20 protein-coding genes are annotated in these 21862 nt (G+C 67.5%); 11 read left to right on the top strand and 9 right to left on the bottom strand.

Going from position 1 to position 21862, the window contains the following annotated elements:
- Positions 1–76: 76 nt before the first annotated feature.
- From AC3ANK_RS03260 to AC3ANK_RS03295, 8 genes are all read right to left on the bottom strand, one after another.
- Positions 77–730: a methyltransferase domain-containing protein gene (locus AC3ANK_RS03260; protein ID WP_206859995.1), complete on the bottom strand. Its 654-nt coding sequence runs from the start codon at positions 728–730 to the stop codon at positions 77–79.
- Positions 731–796: 66 nt separating this feature from the next.
- Entirely contained in the window at positions 797–1174 is a 378-nt protein-coding gene (locus AC3ANK_RS03265) for a hypothetical protein (RefSeq protein ID WP_206859994.1), read from the bottom strand.
- Positions 1171–1974 (bottom strand): glycosyltransferase, encoded by an 804-nt coding sequence (locus tag AC3ANK_RS03270; RefSeq protein WP_206859993.1) that lies wholly within the window; start codon positions 1972–1974, stop codon positions 1171–1173. The genes AC3ANK_RS03265 and AC3ANK_RS03270 overlap by 4 nt, the downstream gene beginning before the upstream one ends.
- The gene (locus tag AC3ANK_RS03275; RefSeq protein WP_484172118.1) at positions 1958–3130 is read right to left on the bottom strand and encodes a glycosyltransferase family 2 protein; all 1173 of its coding nucleotides are present in this window, start codon (positions 3128–3130) and stop codon (positions 1958–1960) included. The genes AC3ANK_RS03270 and AC3ANK_RS03275 overlap by 17 nt, the downstream gene beginning before the upstream one ends.
- Positions 3131–3140: 10 nt before the next feature.
- Entirely contained in the window at positions 3141–5156 is a 2016-nt protein-coding gene (locus AC3ANK_RS03280; RefSeq protein ID WP_484172119.1) for a glycosyltransferase 87 family protein, read from the bottom strand.
- A 140-nt stretch (positions 5157–5296) separates the two neighbouring features.
- On the bottom strand, positions 5297–5767 hold the full coding sequence (locus tag AC3ANK_RS03285; protein WP_206859990.1) for a pilin: 471 nt from the start codon (positions 5765–5767) through the stop codon (positions 5297–5299).
- 496 nt (positions 5768–6263) lie between these two features.
- The gene (locus AC3ANK_RS03290) at positions 6264–7724 is read right to left on the bottom strand and encodes a sigma-54-dependent transcriptional regulator (RefSeq protein WP_206859989.1); all 1461 of its coding nucleotides are present in this window, start codon (positions 7722–7724) and stop codon (positions 6264–6266) included.
- A 97-nt stretch (positions 7725–7821) separates the two neighbouring features.
- The gene (locus tag AC3ANK_RS03295; RefSeq protein ID WP_206859988.1) at positions 7822–9447 is read right to left on the bottom strand and encodes a sensor histidine kinase; all 1626 of its coding nucleotides are present in this window, start codon (positions 9445–9447) and stop codon (positions 7822–7824) included.
- Between the two features lie 218 nt (positions 9448–9665).
- On the opposite strand from AC3ANK_RS03295, the gene sucC reads away from it, so the two are divergent.
- From sucC to AC3ANK_RS03315, 4 genes are all read left to right on the top strand, one after another.
- Positions 9666–10832, top strand: coding sequence for an ADP-forming succinate--CoA ligase subunit beta (gene sucC / locus AC3ANK_RS03300; RefSeq protein WP_115841435.1), 1167 nt, complete (start codon positions 9666–9668; stop codon positions 10830–10832).
- 12 nt (positions 10833–10844) lie between these two features.
- On the top strand, positions 10845–11720 hold the full coding sequence (gene sucD, locus AC3ANK_RS03305) for a succinate--CoA ligase subunit alpha (RefSeq protein WP_115841436.1): 876 nt from the start codon (positions 10845–10847) through the stop codon (positions 11718–11720).
- A 151-nt stretch (positions 11721–11871) separates the two neighbouring features.
- Complete coding sequence (locus AC3ANK_RS03310) at positions 11872–13488, top strand: DUF4139 domain-containing protein (protein ID WP_484172120.1); 1617 nt, start codon at positions 11872–11874, stop codon at positions 13486–13488.
- A 96-nt stretch (positions 13489–13584) separates the two neighbouring features.
- Positions 13585–15207, top strand: a complete 1623-nt coding sequence (locus tag AC3ANK_RS03315; protein WP_206859985.1) for an NAD+ synthase — start codon at positions 13585–13587, stop codon at positions 15205–15207.
- Positions 15208–15469: 262 nt separating this feature from the next.
- Here the strand turns inward: AC3ANK_RS03315 and AC3ANK_RS03320 are convergent, their stop codons facing one another.
- Positions 15470–16315: an outer membrane protein assembly factor BamD gene (locus AC3ANK_RS03320; RefSeq protein WP_206859984.1), complete on the bottom strand. Its 846-nt coding sequence runs from the start codon at positions 16313–16315 to the stop codon at positions 15470–15472.
- A gap of 79 nt (positions 16316–16394) precedes the next feature.
- On the opposite strand from AC3ANK_RS03320, the gene rluD reads away from it, so the two are divergent.
- From rluD to gloA, 7 genes are all read left to right on the top strand, one after another.
- Entirely contained in the window at positions 16395–17381 is a 987-nt protein-coding gene (rluD, locus tag AC3ANK_RS03325; RefSeq protein ID WP_484172121.1) for a 23S rRNA pseudouridine(1911/1915/1917) synthase RluD, read from the top strand.
- A gap of 3 nt (positions 17382–17384) precedes the next feature.
- Entirely contained in the window at positions 17385–18140 is a 756-nt protein-coding gene (gene pgeF / locus AC3ANK_RS03330) for a peptidoglycan editing factor PgeF (protein ID WP_206859982.1), read from the top strand.
- Positions 18137–18691 (top strand): DUF4166 domain-containing protein, encoded by a 555-nt coding sequence (locus AC3ANK_RS03335; protein WP_206859981.1) that lies wholly within the window; start codon positions 18137–18139, stop codon positions 18689–18691. Before pgeF ends, AC3ANK_RS03335 begins: the two co-directional genes overlap by 4 nt.
- Positions 18675–19091, top strand: coding sequence for a thiol-disulfide oxidoreductase DCC family protein (locus tag AC3ANK_RS03340; RefSeq protein WP_484172122.1), 417 nt, complete (start codon positions 18675–18677; stop codon positions 19089–19091). Before AC3ANK_RS03335 ends, AC3ANK_RS03340 begins: the two co-directional genes overlap by 17 nt.
- Positions 19088–19534, top strand: coding sequence for a DUF3574 domain-containing protein (locus tag AC3ANK_RS03345; RefSeq protein ID WP_206859979.1), 447 nt, complete (start codon positions 19088–19090; stop codon positions 19532–19534). Before AC3ANK_RS03340 ends, AC3ANK_RS03345 begins: the two co-directional genes overlap by 4 nt.
- A gap of 123 nt (positions 19535–19657) precedes the next feature.
- Positions 19658–21259 (top strand): SulP family inorganic anion transporter, encoded by a 1602-nt coding sequence (locus AC3ANK_RS03350; RefSeq protein WP_206859978.1) that lies wholly within the window; start codon positions 19658–19660, stop codon positions 21257–21259.
- Positions 21260–21317: 58 nt separating this feature from the next.
- Complete coding sequence (gene gloA / locus AC3ANK_RS03355) at positions 21318–21848, top strand: lactoylglutathione lyase (protein ID WP_206859977.1); 531 nt, start codon at positions 21318–21320, stop codon at positions 21846–21848.
- The last annotated feature ends 14 nt before the right edge of the window (positions 21849–21862 follow it).

The following is a 21862-nucleotide window of genomic DNA, read 5'->3' on the forward strand; positions in this document are numbered from 1 at the left end:
AAACAGCAGCGGGATCGCCAGTACAGCCGAGCCGCGTTCCCAGCGCGCCCCCTGCAGCCGCCGGGAGCCGACGCGGCTAGAGTCGTGCGTGAACGATATAGCCGAAGCTTAACAGGGGGGTGAACCGCTCCACGCCCCTGACGCATGAGGCAGCCAGGCGCGTTCCGGCGCGTTTCAGGCCGGACGATCCGAGGATCATCTCGGTTGCATAGAAGTGGTACGGAATGATCCGCCAACCCGGAATGCCCGCTCGCAGGCAGAGGGTGTTGAGCGTCTTGAACGTGAAGTTGTGAAGATGATCCGGGTGTTGGACCTCTCTTCCGAGCACGCCCATCATCGTGTTGGAAAGACTCATTCCATTCGGTGTCGAGAGGAGCATCTCGCTGCCGGCGAACGATCGCGTCATCTGGCGCAGGAACTCGAGCGGATGCTCGATGTGCTCGATGAATTCGCCGGCGACCACGACGTCGACTCGGTCGAAGCCGAAGGCGTGCAGATCCAGAAGCGTTGCATCGCCCCGAACGATGCGACTGTTCGATCCCGAGACGAGACCCTCGTCCGGAACCTTGGGCGAGTTGTCTACGCCCAGGACCCGCTCGGCCACCTTTCCTATCCGACCGTGAAGCCAGTGCTGCGTATCGCGCTTGACCAGCGCGGTTTCATCAAGGCAACCAATGTCCAGCACCGACTTGCCCCGGCATGCCCCGGAAATATAGTCCAGGCGATCCACCGGCCTAGGGACCGGCAGTTTCTCGAAATTCGCGTAGGTGAGCCGTGGCGTATCCAAAGTCGTCCTTCAGCCCTGCCGGGCGATGAGCATCACGCCGATGGAAATGAAGATGATGCCCGACCACTGGTAGGGCGTGAGCCTTTCCGAGTAGAAGTGCCAGGCCGCAAGCGCCGTGAGAATGTAGAAGAGCGAGCCGGAAAGCGCGAAGGACACCGCAAGACGCTCGCGACTGAGCACGAAGAACCAGACGACATAGCCGCCCACCTGCAGGCAAAGTGCCAGCCAGGTGAAAGGATGCATGGCGGCCGAGAGGATGAAGCTCGTCGGGCCGGCGGCCATCGCCTCGCGGGTCGCCGGGTCCACGATGACCTTTTTCAGCATCAATTGTGCCGACAGCGTGCACAACGTGCTGACGGCGATCAGCAGATAGGTCAGGACGTTCAACTCAGGTATCCACGATAGGAAAGGCGGTAAACCGCCGCGATGCCCCGCGCAAGGGTGGACGGCCATAGGGACGCGAAGATCATCCTATCTTCGGCCAGCCGGCTCCCGTCGACAATGCAGCGTGCCGTCTCGCTGGCCTCGTGAACACGTCGGCGGACTAATGCCCGCCGGACGCGGATCACGGGCGCATGGCGGGACAAGGTGCTCCACGCCAGCCAGTCCATGTTCGTGCGCAGATCCTCGCGAAAGGCGAAGGTGGGTGCGACGGACCGGTCGAAAGTGACGGTGGCGCAGATGATCGGGTTGCCGAACCCCAGCAGCAACTGCCGACGAAGCTGCCCGCGCATCGTGCCCGCACCAAAGGTGGCCATTGCGATCAGGAGGCGCTTGATGCGGTGATTCAAGCCCCAGGTACGCACCCGCCCATCCGGCCACACTTCTTCCGAATCGCAGAACGAGAACGCCGCAGCCGGCGTGGCGCCATGGGCGTCCACGACCGTGCGAACGAAGTCCGGCAGGTACAGGTCGTCCTGATGGGCGAGCGTCACCAGGCGCGCATCCCCCGCCGCTCTGAGCGCGGCATTCCAATCGGGGCCGATGCCACGGTTTGGACCGTGTACATGCAGGGCCGCTCCATGCCGGCGACACAGTTCGTCGAGTCCCTCGAAGGGCGTGGAGGTGCTGACGATCACTCGCGATGGTAGCGATTGCGTCGCCAGTGATCGAAGGCATTCCTCGAGGTAAGGCGAGCGTCCATACGCGAGGACGACGAAGGCATGCTGGTCAGACACGTTCTTCACGCCGTTCCGAGGGGAGCCGGAGCGCTTCCAGGAAGAACGCGGCCAGGCCAACCTCGCCGGCTACCGCCATCATCGTGACGGACGGGATGACCCAACGCATCGTTTCCCTTGGCGCCAACGGGCCGAAGTCGGTGGCAGCCCACAGCGAGACGGCATGCAACGACAGCATGATGCCTGTGGCGAACAGCAACGCCGATGCGATCAGGCATCGTTCCAGCGTGAGTCGCGACAGCCATCGTTGCTGCAGTGGGGAAATCGGAAGCCAGCCGTTGCGAACGCCCATCAGCTTGGTCAGGATCGCGAAAACGACCATCTGCACACCGAGCGTGATCGCGGCGCCCGCGTACGAGAGCGTGTGGATGTCCAGTCCCAGGTTGCCGATCGCGACGGAGTGGAACGCGATCGCGGCCATGCCCAGCATGCCGGCAACGGCAAGTAACAGGCCCGGAATGAGGAAAAGCCAGCGGGGGCTATAGAGCAGGAGGAAGCGCAGATGGCGCCAACCATCGCGCCATGTTCGCAAGTGTGGTGGCCTGGAGCGTCCGTCGGGCGACAGCGTGACCGGCACTTCAGCGATGCGGAGCCGGTTGAGTGCGCTCTTGACCACCATTTCGCTGGCGAACTCCATCCCCGGCGTGGACAGGCCCAGCGATCGGATGGACTCCCTGCGGAAGCCACGCAGCCCGCAGTGAAAGTCTCCGATCGGCACGCGGTAGAAGAGTCGGCCGAGGAAGCTCAGGACGGGATTGCCGAGGTACCGGTGAAGCAGCGGCATCGCCCCGGGCTGGATTCCTCCCTTGAACCGGTTCCCCATCACCAGGTCGGCGCCATCGCGCAGGGCTTCGAGGATGCCCTGCAAGGAGGAGAAGTCGTAACTGTCATCGGCGTCCCCCATCACCACGAAGCGACTCCGCGCCGCCGCGATGCCTCCCCTGAGCGCCCCGCCGTAACCGCGTTCCGCGATGCTCTCGACTCGCGCGCCGGCTGCGATGGCCAGCGCCTGGGAGCCGTCCGTAGATCCGTTGTCGGCCACGAGCACTTCGCCTGCGACGCCATGGTTCGAAAGGAAATCGCGCGCCTTGCGCACGCAACGCTCGATCGTTTCGGCCTCGTTGAGGCAGGGCATCAGGATGGTGAGCTCGAGTTCGTTGCTCATGGGAGCCATGTCATTCCGGCGTGGACAGCGGCCACAACTTGCATTGAAGATCACCGCGACCTTCGAGCACTTCATCGATCGTGCCCAGGTAGCGGATGGACAGCACGCGCTCGCGCGAGGCGAGCACACCCTTGGTCGGAGAGACGACCACGACAGTGTCGGTGTTTGCGTATAGACGTTCCCAGGCGTTCGGTGCCCGCTCGGTAACTGGCGGAGACGGCCCATAGACGAGGGGGCATTCGCGTTCGAGCAACGCGAATACGCGTTCTGCCTTCTCGTTCATGGGGTCGATCGTTGTCGGCAGGATGGGGGCTGCAATCAAGGCGCAGCTCGTGAGCTGGCGATCGAGTTTGCCCGGCAGGAACTTCTGGTGAATCCACCAGTAACTCGAATCATCAGGAGCGGTTGCGGCTCGATAGCGGACCTGCACGCAATCGCTCCAATCGACGGTAAATCCCAACCGCCGGATCATCACGGCGACCGCGTTTCGAAGGCGATCCTGCTTGCTCACTGCGGGAAAAGCCGGAAACAGCAGTCTCGTTCGGCCCTTCCATCGTTCGAAGCGTCGCTTGAGTTGGTCGCCGTTCGCGCCGTGCATTGGAAGGGACATCTGCCCAATGGGATTGATCAGCGCACCGTCACGATGGAAGAACGCTGCGAGCGATGCATTCGTTTGTGAGCCGCCGACAACCAGGTGCAGATACGGAGTGTCGGCTAGCTTTTCCGGCACTTCGACCGGAAGGTAAGACGCGTTCGTCCACGGCTCCGCTGCGATGCGGACGTCCTGGCCGGAAACGAAATGAGCCAACTGCAGCGGAATCACGATGAGCGCGAGGCTACGCGCAGGCTTGTCCGGCATGACCAGGTAGCAGGCGCGCGCCAGCCACAGCCCCATCAGCATCAGCAGCGCCAACGCATAACGCCCGTTACCGGACGTGGCCAGCCATCCGACATAGGCAACGATGCAGAAAACGGCGAGATCGGCGTCGGCCCCCGACCATCGCGAGACATGATTTGACGTAGCTTGCGTTCGACGCCGGACAAGGCGATGAACGGCGATCAGTACTCCGCCCAGTGTCACCATCAAGGCGAGGGCAGGGCGGATATCGGGAGCGAAGGTCTCCTGGTAGACATAGCGCCGCATGGACGCCATTTCCCATAGCCGCGAGATCCACTGCAACGGCGATTCGGGCATGAAGCGCCGCGCCATGAGCGGCTGCGTCGACACGTGCGGCGAGTGGAAGATGTTGTTGGCGAATGGGAATACCGGGTTGCCGAAATGTTCCCAGAGCACCCAGGCATGCCACCCCATGCCTGCCGCGACGCCCACTGCGCCTCCCATGGCGCAAAGCAGCAGCGACGCAACCGGGAGTCGGCCGCGTGCGGTTTGCCAGATGGCCATTGCGCCGGCTGCGGCAACGAAGATGGCGTTGCTCAACTTGATGGCAAAGGCCAATCCGATCAGCGTGCCGGCCGCTATGGCTATCCATGGCGAGCGGCGTCCGTTCAGCGAAACGAGGCACCAGATGCCGCCTAGCACGAGGACCGCTGAAATCGGGTCCGCGGAGGACGTGCCCAAGGTCATGAGGAAGGAGGGCGAGACTGCCGCAAGTGCGGTGGCGAGGGTTCGCCACAACACCGCCTTGCGTTCATGGGTCCACAGTGCGCCCGTAATCCGCCAGACGAAATAGATGGCCAGTGCATGTAGAAGCCCAAGCAGCAGCCCTACGACCCAGGAGGGCAGGCCTGCAGAGACCAGCACATAGAACGGCAGGTAACCCAGCGGGTTCTGGTAACTCTGCGGTCCGGCACCGAAGAAGTCGGCGTCGATACGGCCCGTCATCCACGCGAAGGGGATGTAATAGTGATGATTGAAGACGTCCCAGCTGGCGTCCTTGCCTGCGCAGAAGATCCAGAGCGATGCCAGGATCGCGATCACCGTCGCAGCCGTAGCCTCGCGTGGCAGCCGCAAGGATGCAGCGTCGTCGATGGGATGCGCTCTCGCGCGATCCATGGCTTGTACCATGCGAAACTCCCCGTTCCGGTCGGCTGATGGCCGATCGACTTCAAACGGCAGCCGGTAACCCACGGCTGCGAACCCCAAGATTAGTTTGCCAAAAAAAACCCCGACCGAAGCCGGGGTTTTTGTTCAACTGACAATTGCGATTACTTGCACGAACCCGGCAGGAACTTGGGGTCGATGCCGGAGGTGGTGCCCGGCTTGCAATCGAAGGCGGTGATCTGCTCACCGATGTTGTTCGCCGTGGCAGCCGCCGGCGGGTTGCCGGCCATCGGGATCAGGTCGATCGTGGTGCTGGCCGCATCGCCCAGGCTGCCGTCAGCACTGGTGGTGACGGTGATCTTGCCGACGCCGTCGGTAGCGACGGAGGCCACGAACTTGGTCGCCGTGGTGGTTTCGCAGCCCCACTCGCCGGCGCCCGGCAGCGCGGTGCCGCTGGCGCTCTGGTACACCTCGGCCACCGTCGTGCGGCACTGGCTGGCCGCCAGGATCGCTTCCGACACCTTGGCCTTGATGGTGTAGGTCTGGTAGGCCGGCAGCGCGATGGCGGCCAGGATGCCGATGATCGCGACGACGATCATCAGTTCGATGAGGGTAAAGCCCTGCTGCTTCTTCATACGATTTCCCCTAGGAGTGTTGAACTTCACGTGCCTGTGGGCCGGACTTTCCGGTCCTCGGCAGCCGTGCCCACTTGCACGTGCCGCAAAGGTACACGCATAAGCCGTGCCAACAAGCTTTTCCGCACATGGGCGTGCTGAACTGGAGATGACATCACGCTAAATGTCAGAAGCCGCCAAACGTCGGGTGACGCAAATTGTCACGCAACTCAGGGGCTGACCATTTGCGTCAGTCCTGTGCGGGATTTCCGGACAGGGTTGTACGGATGCGTACGGCCGGATGTGGGGGGAGAGCCTACTTTCGGGGCTCATAGCGGCGGAGGTGGCGACCGTCATGCGGAGCCGCGGCGGCCCCGGGTGCGGCCTATGGCCTTACCCGGGCTACCAAAAGCGTCATGAGATCCAGTGCGGAAATGCGCGCGCGATCGCACCCGATCACGCGGAGCCAATCAACGCAGACCGACGCGACGCATCGAGGCGTCGCGTTGCGGCACCCTCAATCGATCCCCAGCTTCTTCAGCTTGTACCGCAACGCGCGGAAGGTGATGCCCAGCGCCGCCGCGGTGCGGGTCTTGTTGTAGCGGTTTTCCTGCAACGCCTGCTGGATGGCGGCGCGTTCGATTTCCTCGATGTACGAGGGCAGGGGGCTGCTGGCGGTATCGCGCGGGTTGAGCGTGCGCGGGTCGATGGCCTGCGCGGGCTGGCCGGGGACCATCAGCGGCGGGGAAGCCGGAGCCGCGGGCGCAGCGGGCGCCCCGGGCGCTGGCGATGTCGTGACTGCCGAAGGCGCCGGCACGGCCGGCTTCGGCAGGCGCAGGTCCTCCGCCGTCAGGCTGTCGCCTTCGGCCAGGGCGAGCGCGCGCTCGAGGATGTTCTCCAGCTCGCGCACGTTGCCCGGGAAGGCGTACGCACGCAGCGCGTCGAGCGCGTCGGGGCTGAGCGTCGGCGGGAACACGCGGCCCTGCGCGACGGACAGGCGCTGCAGCACCTTCTCGGCGAGGCCGGGCAGATCGTCCTGGCGTTCGCGCAGCGGCGGCACGCGCAGTTCGATCACGTTGATGCGGTAATAAAGGTCCTGGCGGAAGCGGCCGTCGGCCACCAGCGCAGCCAGGTCCTTGTGCGTGGCCGAGAGGATGCGCACGTCGACCGGCACCTCGGCATTCGCGCCGACGGGACGGATCGATTTTTCCTGGATCGCGCGCAGCAGCTTCACCTGCATGGCGAGCGGCAGCTCGGCGATCTCGTCGAGGAACAGCGTGCCGCCGTCGGCGGTCTGGAACAGGCCGGGCTTGTCGGCATGCGCGCCGGTGAAGCTGCCCTTCTTGTGGCCGAAGAACTCGCTTTCCATCAGCTCGGCCGGGATCGCGCCGCAGTTCACCGGTACGAACGGCCCGGTGGAGCGCGCGCCTTCGGCGTGGATGGTGCGGGCGACGAGTTCCTTGCCCACGCCGGATTCGCCGACGATGTACACCGGCGCCTGGCTGCGGGCGACCTTGGCGATGGTCCCGCGAAGCTGCGCCATCGCCGGCGACTGGCCGTACAGGCGCGCGGCCACGGCGTCGGCGGGCGGCGCGCTCTTGCGGCGTTCGTTGAGATCCAGCGCGTGGCGCACCAGGTCGCGCAGCACGGCCAGGTCCACCGGTTTGGCGACGAAATCGAACGCACCGGCCTTCAAGGCCTCGACCGCGGCTTCGACGTTGCCGAAGGCGGTGATCATCGCGACCGGGGTTTCCGGATGCTTCTGGCTGATTTCGGCGACCAGGTCCATGCCCGACCCGTCCGGAAGGCGCATGTCCGTCAGGCACAGGTCATAGCGATTGCGCGCGAGTTGCCCGCGCGCCTCGCCGAGGGTGGAGGCGGTGTCGCATCGCAGGCCCATGCGGCCCAGGGTCATGACGAGCAGTTCGCGGATGTCGCGTTCGTCGTCGACCACCAATGCACTACGTGTTTCGGCCATCCTCTCCTCCGGCCTTCACGATAACTTAAGGTCGCACGGGGCGCCAAGCGCGGCCGGTCGTCTCGCCTGTTCAGGCATTGGAATTGCGCACGCCACCTCAGGATGCGAGCAGCGAGTGGCTGCCGATCAGCCGCACGCGGAAGCATCCGCCACCGCCCGGCATGGCGACGTAATCGAGCGTGGCCTGATTCGCGCGGCACAGCTCGCGCGCGATGTAGAGGCCCAGCCCGGTGCCGTGGCTGGAGGTGGTGAAGAACGGCCGGAACAGCCGCGTCGCCACCGATTCGGGAATGCCGGGGCCGCGATCGAGCACGTCGATGCACGGCAGCCCGGCGTCATCCGTATACACGCTGACGGTCACCCGCGCCGGTTCGCCCGGCATGCGCCCGTAGCTCAGCGCGTTGGAGACCAGCACGGTGAGCACCTGGTGCAGGTGGCGCGGATCGATCAGCACCGGCAGTCGCGCGACCACGGAAGTGCAGCGCAGTGTATCCAGGTCCAGCGGGTGGCTGGCGAGGTATTCCTCGACGAACTGCCGCCCGAAGCCGACCAGTTCGACGTGCTCGGGCTTGGCCGGTTCGCGTCGCGCCATGCCCAGCACGTTCTCGACGATGCCGTTCATGCGGATGCCCTGCTGGCGGATGATCTCCAGCAGGCGGCGCTCGGCGGTGGGGACGTCGTCGGATTCCTCCAGCAGCTGCACGGCGTAGTTGATCGCCGCCAGCGGGTTGCGGATCTCGTGCGCGAGGCTCGCGGAGAAACGGCCCAGCGTCGCCAGCGTCATCGATTCGGCGTGGCGCGAGAGCAGCGAGGTGTCGTCGAGGAACACCAGCACCTGCTCGCTTCCGGCGAGCAGTCGGGTGAAGCGCGGCACGACTTCCGGAAGATCCGGCGCCAGCTGCAGCGGGCTGTCGTTGTGGCTGCCGTCCTGGCGCCAGCGTTCCAGGCGTCGCGCGAGTTCCGGCGCGGCCACGGCCAGGCTGCGCTGCCCGTGCAGATCGGTGCTTTCGCCGGCGTCGCCGAGCAGCAGCATCGCCGCTTCGTTCGCCAGGCGGATGCGGTCGCCGCGGTCGACCAGCAGTACGCCGGTGCGAAGGCGGCGGATGATCAGCTCGTTGATCTCGCCCAGGTGCGCGGCCTCGGCGCCGCGGCGCTCGGCCAGGTCGTAGCTCTCGCGCATCTGCCGGCCGAGGATGCTGGTGAGCGTGGCGATCGCCATGTAGCCCACCGCGAACATCATCGGCTCGGCCAGCGTGCGGTCGCTGCCTTCGGGGTCGAACTGGGTCCAGATGAACTCCCCGAACAAGCCCAGCACCGCCACCACCGCCGCGCCGAGGCCGTACCGCGCCGGCAGCAGCAGCGAGGCCGCGCCGACGTTGAACAGCAGCATCAGCGCGATGCCGGTGCCGGCGGCGGGCATCGCGTGCATGGCCAGCAGGCCGAAGAACAGGTCGGCGCCGATGCCGGTCAGCGTCTGTGCGCGCAGCTCGCCGCGCCGGCCGAAGGCGAACAGCAGGGCCGCGATGAAGAGGTAGGACAGGGCGACCGACCGCGCGCCCAGCTCGTTGCGCAGCGGCTCGACCAGCCCGGTGGCCGGTCCGAACAGGAAGAACACCAGCAGCGCCGCCTCGAACAGGCGGTACAGCGTGAAGAAATACAGCTCGCGGCGAAGCGCGCTGTCGGCGTCGGCGGCGATGGGCGGCCGGGCGGAGGCGGTCGGCAAGCGGCGTTCCTTCCGTGCGAAAACGATGTGCCGAGTATGGCCGGCGGTGCCGCCGAACCGCTACCACGGGCGCCCGACCGCCGGGCGGTTTTGCCCGGGCCGCGTGGATGGGCGACAATACCGCCCCCTCGCGCTCGACCGTACGGGTGTCCCCGGGCTTCACGGGCCACCGGCGCGGCATTGGCCGCGGGGATTCTTTTCACTCCCCTCGGTGACGCATGAATTTTCACGAATATCAGGCAAAGCAGCTGTTTGCCGACTACGGCATCGCGGTGCCGACCGGGCGCGTCGCGCGCACTCCGGACGAAGCCGTCGCGGCCGCCAAGGCCATCCCGGGCGACCTGTGGGTCGTCAAGGCGCAGATCCACGCGGGCGGCCGCGGCAAGGCCGGCGGCGTCAAGCTGGCCAAGTCGTACGACGAGGTGAAGCAGTACGCCGCCGCGATGCTCGGCACGAAGATGGCGACCTACCAGACGGCGGGCGTCGAGCTGCCGATCGATGCGGTCCTGATCTCCGAAGGCACCGACATCGCCAAGGAGCTGTACCTGTCGGTGCTGGTCGACCGCTCGACCAAGTCGGTCACCTTCATCGCCTCGGCCGAGGGCGGCATGGACATCGAACAGGTGGCCGCCGAGAAGCCCGAAGCCATCCACGCGCTGCACGTGAACTACGTGCAGGGCCTGCAGCCCTACGAGTGCCGCGACCTCGGCTTCGCGATGGGCCTGAACGCCAAGCAGGTCAACCAGCTGACCAAGATCATGCTGGGCCTGTACAAGCTGTTCAACGAGAAGGATCTGGCGCTGGTCGAACTGAACCCGCTGGCCATCCTCACCAACGGCGACCTCGCCGTGCTCGACGGCAAGGTCGACTCCGACGACAACGCTTCGTTCCGTCATCCGGAACTGGTCGCGATGCGCGACATCCGCCAGGAAGACGAGACCGAAGTGCTGGCCAGCCAGCACGACCTCAACTACGTCACGATGGACGGCAACATCGGCTGCATGGTCAACGGCGCAGGCCTGGCCATGGCGACGATGGACGTCATCAAGCTCAACGGCGGCGAGCCGGCGAACTTCCTGGACGTCGGTGGCGGCGCCACCAAGGAGCGCGTGACCGAGGCCTTCAAGCTGATCCTGTCGTCCGACAAGGTGAAGGCGATCTTCGTGAACATCTTCGGCGGCATCGTCCGCTGCGACATGATCGCCGAGGGCATCATCGCCGCGGTGAAGGAAGTCGACGTCAAGGTCCCGGTGATCGTCCGCCTCGAAGGCACGAACGTCGAAGCCGGCAAGGAACTGCTGAAGAACTCGGGTCTGGCCATTACCCCGGCCGATGACATCAACGATGGCGCGAAGAAGGCCGTTGCGGCCGTCGCTGGCAAGTAAGGGGCTGATGACATGTCCGTTTTGATCAACAAGAACACGAAGGTCATCGTCCAGGGCTTCACCGGCTCGCAGGGCACCTTCCACGCGCAGCAGATGCTGGAATACGGCACCCAGGTCGTCGGCGGCGTCACGCCGGGCAAGGGCGGCACGCAGCACCTCGGCCTGCCGGTCTTCAACACCGTCGCCGAAGCCGTGAAGACCACCGGTGCCGACGCGTCCGTCATCTACGTGCCGCCGCCGTTTGCGGCCGACGCGATCATGGAAGCGGCTGCTGCCGGCATCAAGGTCATCGTGTGCATCACCGAGGGCATCCCGGTGCTGGACATGCTGCGTGCGAAGAACGCGCTGAAGGGCTACCCGGACACCGTGCTGGTCGGCCCGAACTGCCCGGGCGTGATCACGCCGGGCGAGTGCAAGATCGGCATCATGCCGGGCCACATCCACATGCCGGGCAAGATCGGCATCGTGTCGCGCTCGGGCACGCTGACGTACGAAGCCGTGAAGCAGACCACCGACGTCGGCCTCGGCCAGTCGACCTGCATCGGCATCGGCGGCGACCCGATCAACGGCACCAACTTCATCGACGCGCTGAAGCTGTTCCAGGAAGACCCGCAGACCGAAGGCATCATCATGGTCGGCGAGATCGGCGGTTCGGCCGAGGAAGAAGCGGCCGAGTTCATCGCCAAGCACGTGACCAAGCCGGTCGTGGGCTTCATCGCCGGCGCCTCGGCCCCGAAGGGCAAGCGCATGGGCCACGCGGGCGCGATCGCATCGGGCGGCTCGGGCACGGCGGAAGGCAAGTTCGCCGCGATGGAAAAGGCGGGCGTGACCACGGTGAAGTCGCCCGGCGACCTCGGCGCGGCGATCGCCAAGCGCCTGGCGAAGTAAGCGCGACGCGTCATCCGCGCTGCTTCGATGCATCGAAGAAAGGCCGCCTCCGGGCGGCCTTTTTTCTTGCCCGCCGCGCGGGCTTCAACCCCGATGGTCCGGCTGGGACGTTTGCAGGTCCCGACTGGAGTTTCCATCGGAGGACGACGCAGTGAACCTGAATTTCCGCATCGCCGGAGCCGCCCTGGCGCTATGCCTGTCGGCTCCCGCCGCATTCGCGCAGACCGCCGCGAAAGCCGCCACCGCGCCGCGCGTGTCGCTGGAGAGCGCCACGGTCTTCCTCCGCGGCGCGCAGCTCGACGGCTCGGTGACGCTCGACGTGCCGGCGGGCGACAGCGAGTGGGTGCTGCAGGGCGTGTCCGGCGGCATGGACCCCGACAGCCTCGCCCTGGCCACGCGCGCCGACGTCGTGGTGTTGTCCTCGATGTTCACGCCGGCGCTGGAAGGCGATGACGACGCGCTCTCGCCCGAATCCCGCAAGGCGCGCGACCAGCTCGATGCGGCGATGGCGCGCACCGCGCGGATCGAGGCGCGGCAGGCGGTGATCGACGAGCAGCTCGCGCTGCTCAAGGAAAACCGCCGCGCCGGCAGCAAGGACGGCGCGGTGGCCGCCGCCGAAGTGACCCGCATGCTCGCGCTGCTGGGCACGACGATGCAGCAGGCGCTGGTCGAACGCGCGGCGAACGTGCCGCGGCTGGCGCGCGCGCAGGCGGAGCAGGCACGCGTGCAGCAGATGTTCGACGAGGTCGCCGCGCAGGGCTTCCAGCGTGCCGGCACGCTGACCCTCGCGCTGCATGCGCGGCAGCCGACGCGCGCGACGTTCCGGCTGTCGTACTGGGTGGACGATGCGGGCTGGGTGCCGTCGTACGACCTGCAGGTCGGTCGCATCGATCAACCGGTGACGCTGGTGCAGAAGGCGCGGATCTTCCAGAACACCGGCGTCGCCTGGAACCAGGTGCGGCTGACGCTGTCCAGCGGCGATCCGGCGCGGGGTGCGCAGGCACCGGAGCTGCGGACGTGGCAGGTGGGTGTGCACGAACCGCGACTGGTCGCGCAGGCGATGGCCGGCTACGCGCCCGCGCCGGAGGCATCGGTATCGGATCGTGTCGAAGTGACCGGCGCGCGCCGGCGGCAATCCACGCTCGACGGCTACGTCGCCACCGAGGCCGCGGGCCTCAACGTCCAGTACAGGGTCGCGCTGCCGTACACCGTGCCGTCCGATGGCAAGGGCCACATGGTGATGCTCGGTTCGACCGATCTTCCCGCGAGCTACCGCTACGTCGCTACCCCCAAGCTCGATGCGGACGCGTTCCTGCAGGCGCGGGTGCGCGACTGGGATCGGCTCGACCTGCTGCCGGGCCAGAGCAGCATCTTCCACGACGGCGCCTACGTCGGGCAGGGCAGGGTGGACGTGCGGCAGGCGCGCGACACGATGGACGTCTCGCTCGGTCGCGATCCACGCATCCTGGTGACGCGCAAGCAGACCACCGAACGCGCCACCCGCACGGGCAGCCGCCAGCAGTTCGCCTACACGATCACCGCGCGCAACACGCGTCCGGAGCCGATCGATCTGGTGGTGGTCGACCAGATCCCCGTCTCCACCGACAACCGCCTGCGCGTGGAAGACCTGCGCTACGCCGACGCGAAGCTGGAGCCCGACACCGGCCGGCTCGAGTGGACGTTGCGCCTCGCCCCGGGCGAGCAGCGCGAACTGCCGCTGTCGTACACGGTCGTCGCGCCGCGCGGCCTGGACGTCTGGGGGCTCTGACGAAGGCAGGGCGCCGCCGCGCGTGAGCCGCGCGTGTGCGGCGCGGGCGCCGGATTCTGCAAGAATTACCGCACCCCACGCCATCGCCGTACGCCCATGCGCATCGCCCTTGCCCAGTTCGATTTCCCCGTCGGCGCCGTCCAGCGCAATGCCGAGCGCATCGCCACGATGATCGAACAGGCGCGCGACGAATACGGCGCCGACGTCGTCCTCTTCCCGGAACTGGCGCTCAGCGGCTATCCGCCGGAGGACCTGCTGCTGCGGCCCTCCTTCCTGGCCGATTGCCAGGCGGAGATCGAACGCATCGCTGCCGGCGTGCGCGGCATCGTCGCCGTCGTCGGCTGGCCGCAGGCGGCAGGCAGCGTGGTCTACAACGCCGCGAGCGTGCTGCGCGACGGCCACGTCTCGCATACCTATCGCAAGCGCGAACTGCCGAACTACGCCGTCTTCGACGAACGCCGCTACTTCGACGTCGATCCCGACCGCGACGACTGCATCTTCGACGTGGATGGCGTGCAGGTCGGCCTGCTCGTCTGCGAGGACCTGTGGTTCCCCGAGCCGCTCGCCAGCACCGTGGCAAAGGGCGCGGAGATCGTGCTGGTGCCCAACGCCTCGCCGTTCGAACGCGACAAGCATGCCGACCGCGACGCGCTGATGGCGCAGCGCGTGCAGGAAACCGGCGTCGGCCTGGTCTACGTCAACGCGGTCGGCGGGCAGGACGCGCTGGTGTTCGATGGCGGCTCGGTCGTGGCCGATGGCGACGGCACCGTGCATCCCGCCGCGGCGGCGTTCACCGACCAGTGGCTGGTGGTGGATTTCGATCCCGACTCGCGCCGTTTCTCGCCGGTGCAGTGGATGGAGGACGGCGACGAAAGCCGCGACGCGCTCGCGTGGCGCGCGGTGGTGCGCGGCACGCGCGACTACTTCGCCAAGAACGGCTTCAAGCATGCGTGGCTGGGGCTGTCGGGCGGCATCGACTCCTCGCTGGTGCTGGCGATCGCCGTCGATGCGCTCGGCGCCGACAACGTCACCGCCGTGCGCATGCCCTCGCGCTACACGGCGGGCATGTCGAACGACCTCGCCGAGGAGCAGTGCCGCATGCAGGGCGTGCGCTTGCTGACCTTGCCGATCGAGAAGCCGTTCCAGGGTTTCCTCGATGCGTTGGCCGACACCTTCGCCGGCCGTCCGGTCGACACGACCGAAGAGAACCTGCAGTCGCGCACGCGTGGCGCGCTGCTGATGGCGATGAGCAACAAGTTCGGCGGCCTGCTGCTGACCACCGGCAACAAGAGCGAATACGCGGTCGGCTACGCCACGATCTACGGCGATATGTGCGGCGGCTATGCACCGTTGAAGGATCTCTACAAGACCGAGGTCTTCGCGCTTGCACGCTGGCGCAACACGGTGGGCGATCGCGTCATTCCGCAGGCGGTGATCGACCGCCCGCCGTCGGCCGAGCTGCGCGAGAACCAGAAGGACCAGGATTCGCTGCCGCCCTACGATGTGCTCGACGCGATCCTGCTGCGCTACGTCGACCAGGAGCAGTCGCGCGAGGACATCATCGGTGCGGGCTTCGACCAGGCGACGGTGGATCGCGTGCTGCGGCTGGTGCGCATCAGCGAATGGAAGCGCCACCAGGCCGCGCCGGGCCCGAAGGTGTCGCGTCGAGCGTTCGGCCGCGAGCGGCGGTATCCGATCACCAACGGGTACGGGCACTGACGCCGGCGACTGCACGCACGCGTCATTCCGCCCTCATCGTCATCCCGGCGCCAGCCGGGACGCGGGCCCGCATCCTCCCGCGCGTCCATGCTTTTGTAGCCCGGGCAAACGCAGCGCACCCGGGTTGCCGACACGTTCACGGATCCCCGGGTGCGCTGCGCTTACCCGGGCTACAACGGCCGACTTCGGCAGCAACGGTTGCGCGAAACAAATAGAAGCGCCGCCCGGGGGGCGGCGTTTCGTTTGCATCCGGCCGAACCGGTTACTCGTTGTCCAGCGCCGACTTCTCGCCCGCGAACGGGTTGAGCTTGCGCCAGTTGCTCGGATAGTCCGGCCACTTGCCGGCCAGGAACGGGTGGTTCGGCTCATTGAGCTGCAGCACGCGTCGAGCGTCGGCGGCCAACGCCTCGTTGCCCAGGCCCTCGTACGCGGCGGCCAGCGTGGCGACGGCATCGTTCTGGTATTGGCTCTGCGGGTAGGTTTCCAGCAGGAACTTCGCGCGTTCGGCCGCCGCGACGTAGGCGGTGCGGCGCAGGTAATACAGCGCGGTGTCGAGCTCGTGGCGGGCGAACATGTCGCGCAGGCCGCGCATGCGCTCGCGCGCGTCGGCGGCGTAGCGGCTGTTCGGGTAGCGGTCGGCGACGATCGAGAAATCGTTGAACGCCTGCAGCGGCGTCGCCAGGTCGCGGCGGCTGGCGTCCAGCGTCCACACCTTCTGCAGGAACACCGTGTCGCGGCTGGAGTTGGTCAGTCCGCGCAGGTAGTACATGTACGCGATGTTCTTGTGCGTCGGGTAGGTGCGGATGAAGCGGTCGATGCTGCTGATCGCGTCGTCGTGCTTGCCGGCCTTGTACTGCGCGTAAGCCGTCTCGACCAGCGCCTGCTCGGTGTACGGGCCGTACGGATACTGGGCGACGAGGCGCTTGAAGGTGGTCTCGGCGCCGGCCCAGTTGCCGTTGGTCATCGACTTGTGGGCCTTCTCGTAGAGCTGCTCGACCGGCACGCCCTCGTCCGAATCCTTGTCTTTGAATCGGCTGCAGCCGACGCCGGCGAAGACGACGATCAGCAGCAGGGCCAGCAGGCGCGAAGGGGCGGAACGGTGGGTCATGGGATCTCGACGGGCGCCGAAGGTACGAAGACCGGATAATAGCAGTCCCCACCTGCCCGCCCTGAATCCTGCCCGTCCGATGACCGACGATTCCAACCCGCCCGAGGTCCCCCTGCAGGCGACCGTCCCGGACGCCGCCGCCGGGCGCCGCTTCGACGCCGTGCTGGCCGAGCTGTTCCCCGACTTCTCGCGCTCGCGCCTGGCTGCCTGGATCAAGTCCGGCGACGCCCGCCTGGACGGCCGCGAGGTCCGCCCGCGCGATCCGGTGCGCGGCGGCGAGACGGTCACGCTGCACGTGCAGCTCGACATCCAGACGCATTCGCAACCCGAGGACATCGCTCTCGACGTCCTGTACGAGGACGAGCACGTCATCGTCATCGACAAGCCGGCGGGCCTGGTCGTCCATCCGGGCGCCGGCAATCCGGCCGGCACGCTGGTCAACGCGCTGCTGCACCGCGACCCCTCGCTCAACACGCTGCCGCGCGCGGGCATCGTGCACCGGCTCGACAAGGACACCTCCGGCGTCATGGTCGTCGCGCGCACGCTGCCGGCGCATACGGCGCTGATCGAACAGCTGTCCTCGCGCGAGGTGCACCGCCAGTACCTGGCCGTCGTGGTCGGCTCGCTGGTGTCCGGCGGCACGGCCAATGCGCCGATCGACCGCCACCCGCGCGACCGCATCCGCATGGCCGTGCGCGAGGACGGCCGCGACGCGGTGACGCATTACCGCCTGCGCGAGCGCTTCCGCGCGCACACGCTGCTGGAATGCCGCCTGGAAACCGGCCGCACCCACCAGATCCGCGTGCACATGGCGCACCTCAAGCATCCGATCGTCGGCGATCCGCTGTACGGCGGTCCGCTGAAACTGCCGCGCGGTGCGACCGGGGAACTGGTCGCCACGCTGCGCGGCTTCAAGCGCCAGGCGCTGCACGCCGAGACGCTGGAGTTCGCGCATCCGGTGACCGGCGAGCCCGTACGTTGCACCGCGCCGGTGCCGGCCGACCTGAAGGCGCTCATCGGCGTGCTTCGCGACGACACGGCCGCCGCGGCCGAGCGGGAGCGCTGAGCGATGCCGGCGGCGTGGATCGACGCACGTTGGCCGGCGCCTGCGCAGGTGCGCGGCTTCACCACGCTGCGGCACGGGCTGGGCGTTTCCGCGCCGCCGTTCGATCGTTTCAACCTCGGCCTGCGCGCCGGCGACGAAGCGGATGCGGTGCAGCGCAACCGCGCGTTGCTGGCCGAACACGCCCGCCTGCCTTCCACGCCGTGCTGGCTGCGGCAGGTGCACGGCACGCACGTGCATCGTTTCGATGCGCCGGCCGCTGAGGAGGTCGAAGCCGATGCGTCGGTGACATCCGAACCCGGCGTCGTGTTGGCGATCCTCACCGCCGATTGCCTGCCCGTGCTGTTCTGCGCCGACGATGGCCGCGAGGTCGGCGGCGCGCACGCGGGCTGGCGCGGCCTGGCCGCCGGCGTGCTCGAAACCACGCTGGTCGCGATGCGCACCGCGCCCGATCGCGTGCACGCCTGGCTCGGTCCCGCCGCCGGACCGCAGGCGTACGAGATCGGACAGGACGTGTTCGACGCCTTCGTCTCGCGCGATGCGGATGCGGAAAGCGCCTTCGCCGCCACACGTCCCGGTCACTGGCGCGTCGATCTCTACGAACTGGCGCGACGCCGCCTGCAGGCCGCGGGCATGACGCCCGATCGCATCCACGGCGGCGGCCTGTGCACGATCTCCGAGCCGCAACGCTTCTTCTCGCATCGCCGCGACCAGCGCGGTGGGCGCATGGCCTCGCTGGTCTGGATCGAGCCGCGCGGATGAACGCGACGACGCCGACGCCGCTGTACCGTCAGCTGCTTCCGGCGCGTTTCGACGATCTGCCGCCGACCGTGCGCGCGCTTCACGAACGCGTGGGGCGGCATCGTTATCGCGGCAAGGTCGAGGTCGAACGCGGGCACGGGCTGCTCTCGCGCATGTGCGCCTGGGCGACGCGACTGCCCGGCGAAGGCCGGGGCACGATCGAAGTCGAGATCGACAGCGCCGCGCAAGGCGAACGCTGGGCGCGCATCTTCGCGGGGCGCGCGATGCGCTCGCGCCTGTGGGCACGCGACGCGCTGCTGTGCGAACGCCTGGGGCTGGTGACGTTCGCGTTCCGCCTCGACGTCGAGCCGCTCGGCGCCGGTCATGCCGTGGTGTGGCGTGTGGCGAAGGTGCGCGCGCTGGGCGTGCCGCTGCCGCGCCGCTGGTTCGACGCGGTGGGCGCGCGCGAGTACGAACGCGATCGTCGCTATCGGTTCGACGTGTTCGCGGCGCTGCCGTGGATCGGGCGGCTGGTGCATTACCGGGGGTGGCTGGATGTCGATCCAACCTGATCGCGATGGCGCGGTCATCGTGTTCGATGGCGTCTGCGTGCTGTGCAACGGCTGGGTTCGCTTCCTGCTGCGACACGATCGCCGCGGGCGCTACCGCTTCGCCGCGATGCAGGGCGAGAGCGGGCGCGCATTGCTGGTTGCGCACGGCCTGGATGCCGACGATCCGGCGTCGTTCCTGCTGATCGAGGAGAACGCAGCATGGACCGACACGGACGCGATCGTGCGCGTGCTGTCGGGCCTGGGCGGCGCGTGGCGGCTCGCGGCGCTGCTGCGCGTGTTGCCGCGTGACGTTCGCGATCGCCTGTATCGCGGAATCGCGCGCAACCGGTATCGGATGTTCGGTCGCCACGAACACTGCATGATCCCGGCGCCGGAGCAGGCGGCGAGGTTCCTGCCATGACGAATCTTCGCTTCGTGCTGGGCGCGCTGTTCGCGGCGGTCGCATTGACCGGCTGCGCGACCACCGCATCGACCACCGCCGTGATGCACGGCGACGCCTCGCGCCCGGCGCAATCGTCCGGCTGGGTCCGCAGCGAGCTTTACTTCGCGGTCGGCAACGAGGACGGCACCGGTGTGATCGACGAAGCGCGGTGGCGCGCATTCCTCGATGCGGAAGTGACGCCGCGCTTCCCCGACGGCCTGACGGTGCTGGACGGTTACGGGCAGTGGCGTTTCCAGCAGGGCGGCCGGCTGGTTCGGCAACGCGCGAAGGTGCTCGTGGTGCTGCACGCGGACAGCGTCAGGCCGCACGAGGATATCGAGGCGATCCGGCTGGCGTGGAAGCGCATGACCGGACACGAGTCGGTGCTGTGGGCCCGTTCGGCGGTCGAGGTGTCGTTCTAGCCGGCGGCGCCCGCGCCTGTCGGCGCCGCTGCATCGCCCGGCGCCATGTGCCCATTCCAATCCTTCCGGTGCCCGGCGGACCAAAGCCGCTACGATTCGCACATCCCACGTCGCGAGCCCTCCATGCCGCCATCCCCTTCCCGTCGCTGGTTCGTCCCCGGCGACCTCAACGGCTTCTTCGGCCTGGTCGTCGACAACCTGTCGATCCTGGGCTTCATCTCCGCCGCACTGATCGGCATCTTCGGTTTCCCGGCGGAGGTCGTGTTCACCCGCATGTTCCCCGGCACCGCGTTCGGCGTGCTGGTCGGCAACCTGATCTACACCTGGATGGCGCACCGCCTCGCGCGCGAGAGCGGGCGGACGGAAGTCACCGCGATGCCGCTCGGCCTGGATGCGCCGACCAGCATCGGCATGGCGCTGCTGGTGCTGGGGCCGGCGTTCGTCGGCTTCAAGCAGCAGGGCATGGACGAAGCGGCGGCGGCGACCGCGACCTGGCAACTCGGCATGGCGTCGCTGGTGGTGATGGGCGTGCTGAAGCTGGTGCTGTCGTTCTTCGGCGATGCGATCACGCGCGCGGTGCCGCGCGCGGCGCTGCTGGGTTCGATCGGCGGCGCGGCCCTCGCGTTGCTCGGCTTCCTGCCGCTCATCGAAACCCTGCGCTCGCCGCTGGTCGGCTTCGTGACCTTCGGCCTGCTGATGTACGTGCTCGTCGCGAAGGGCAAGCTGCCGATCCGCATGCCCGGCGTGCTGCTCGCCTTCATCGTCGGCACGGTGCTGTATTACGGACTCGGCCTTGCGGGCCTGGGCACGCCGGGCTTCAAGCTGCCCGACGCCGCACCGCTGCGTTTCACGCTGCCGCTGCCGACGCTGCAGTTCATCGATGGCCTGGCGTACACCGTGCCGTACCTGCCGCTGCTGCTGCCGTTCGGCCTGCTGATGGTGGTGGGCGGCATCAACGTGAGCGAAAGCGCGCGCGCCGCCGGCGACGACTACCGCACGCGCGACGTGCTGCTCGCCGAAGCCGTGTCCACGCTGGTCGCCGGTTTCTGCGGCGGCGTCGCGCAGACCACGCCGTACATCGGCCAGCCCGCGTACAAGCACATGGGCGCGCGCATGGGCTACACCCTGCTGACGGGCCTGTTCATCGGCCTGGGCGGCGTGTTCGGCTACGTCTCGGGCCTGGTGCAGTGGCTGCCGATCGCGGTGCTCGCGCCGATCATCGTCTACGTCGGCATGGACATCACCGTGCAGGCCTTCCACGACAGCCCGCGCCGCCATGCGCTCGCGGTCGCGCTGGCGTTCCTGCCGTCGGTGGCGTACCTGCTGGTGATCAAGCTCGGCAATCCGGCGTGGATCGCGCCGGACCGTTTCGCCGCGCTGTACGAAGGCATCGATGGCCACGGCCTGCCGGATCTTGCGACGATCGTGACGCTCGGCAACGGCTTCATCATCACCGCGATGATCTGGTCCACCGCGCTGGTGGCGATGATCGACCACCGCTTCCGCCGTGCCGCCGTGGTGCTGCTGATCGGCGCGGTGCTGACGCTGTTCGGCTTCATCCACTCGGTCGATCCGCGCGGCAGCATCTACTGGCCGTGGACGCTGGACGGCCTGCGGCGCGTCATCGCGTGGCAGTTCGCCGGCGCGTACGTGGCGCTCGCCGTACTGCTGGGGCTGCTGTCGCTGCAACGCCAGTCGCCCGAAAGCGCCGACGGCGCACATTGACCGGCGCGTTCGTAGCCCCTATTTCAGAAGTTCGATTCCCCCAGACGATCCAACGCCCATGTCCCTGCAAGACGAACTCAACGCCAACCCCGGCGTGACCGCGCAACGCGACGCGGCCACGCACGGTTTCGTGTTCAACCACACCATGCTGCGCGTCAAGGACGTCGCGAAATCGCTGGATTTCTACACGCGCGTGCTCGGCTTCACGCTGGTGCGCCGTCGCGATTTCGACGAGGCGAAGTTCAGCCTGTACTTCCTGGTGCTGGTGGACGACCCCTCGCAGATCCCGGCCGAGGAACCCGCGCGTGGCGAATGGCTGCTCAGCCAGCGCGGCGTGCTGGAACTCACGCACAACCACGGCACCGAATCCGATGCGGACTTCCGCTATCACGACGGCAATGGCGAGCCACGCGGTTTCGGCCACATCTGCGTGTCGGTGCCCGACGTGGAAGCGGCGTGCGCGCGTTTCGAACAGCTCGGCGTCGCCTTCCAGAAGCGCCTCACCGACGGGCGCATGAAGAACATCGCCTTCATCAAGGATCCGGACGGGTACTGGGTGGAGATCCTGCAGCCCACCGCGCGGGTCTGATCGCCGGCGGATGA

This window comes from Lysobacter sp. SCRH-1R (assembly GCF_057747855.1).

Excerpts from the sequence above, each read along its gene's own strand:
- AC3ANK_RS03275 (WP_484172118.1), bottom strand. The coding sequence starts at position 3,130 with ATGAGCAACGAACTCGAGCTCACCATCCTGATGCCCTGCCTCAACGAG.
- AC3ANK_RS03280 (WP_484172119.1), bottom strand. The coding sequence starts at position 5,156 with ATGGTACAAGCCATGGATCGCGCGAGAGCGCATCCCATCGACGACGCT.
- AC3ANK_RS03285 (WP_206859990.1), bottom strand. The coding sequence starts at position 5,767 with ATGAAGAAGCAGCAGGGCTTTACCCTCATCGAACTGATGATCGTCGTC.
- AC3ANK_RS03290 (WP_206859989.1), bottom strand. The coding sequence starts at position 7,724 with ATGGCCGAAACACGTAGTGCATTGGTGGTCGACGACGAACGCGACATC.
- sucC (WP_115841435.1), top strand. The coding sequence starts at position 9,666 with ATGAATTTTCACGAATATCAGGCAAAGCAGCTGTTTGCCGACTACGGC.
- sucD (WP_115841436.1), top strand. The coding sequence starts at position 10,845 with ATGTCCGTTTTGATCAACAAGAACACGAAGGTCATCGTCCAGGGCTTC.
- AC3ANK_RS03315 (WP_206859985.1), top strand. The coding sequence starts at position 13,585 with ATGCGCATCGCCCTTGCCCAGTTCGATTTCCCCGTCGGCGCCGTCCAG.
- AC3ANK_RS03320 (WP_206859984.1), bottom strand. The coding sequence starts at position 16,315 with ATGACCCACCGTTCCGCCCCTTCGCGCCTGCTGGCCCTGCTGCTGATC.
- rluD (WP_484172121.1), top strand. The coding sequence starts at position 16,395 with ATGACCGACGATTCCAACCCGCCCGAGGTCCCCCTGCAGGCGACCGTC.
- pgeF (WP_206859982.1), top strand. The coding sequence starts at position 17,385 with ATGCCGGCGGCGTGGATCGACGCACGTTGGCCGGCGCCTGCGCAGGTG.
- AC3ANK_RS03335 (WP_206859981.1), top strand. The coding sequence starts at position 18,137 with ATGAACGCGACGACGCCGACGCCGCTGTACCGTCAGCTGCTTCCGGCG.
- AC3ANK_RS03340 (WP_484172122.1), top strand. The coding sequence starts at position 18,675 with ATGTCGATCCAACCTGATCGCGATGGCGCGGTCATCGTGTTCGATGGC.
- AC3ANK_RS03345 (WP_206859979.1), top strand. The coding sequence starts at position 19,088 with ATGACGAATCTTCGCTTCGTGCTGGGCGCGCTGTTCGCGGCGGTCGCA.
- AC3ANK_RS03350 (WP_206859978.1), top strand. The coding sequence starts at position 19,658 with ATGCCGCCATCCCCTTCCCGTCGCTGGTTCGTCCCCGGCGACCTCAAC.
- gloA (WP_206859977.1), top strand. The coding sequence starts at position 21,318 with ATGTCCCTGCAAGACGAACTCAACGCCAACCCCGGCGTGACCGCGCAA.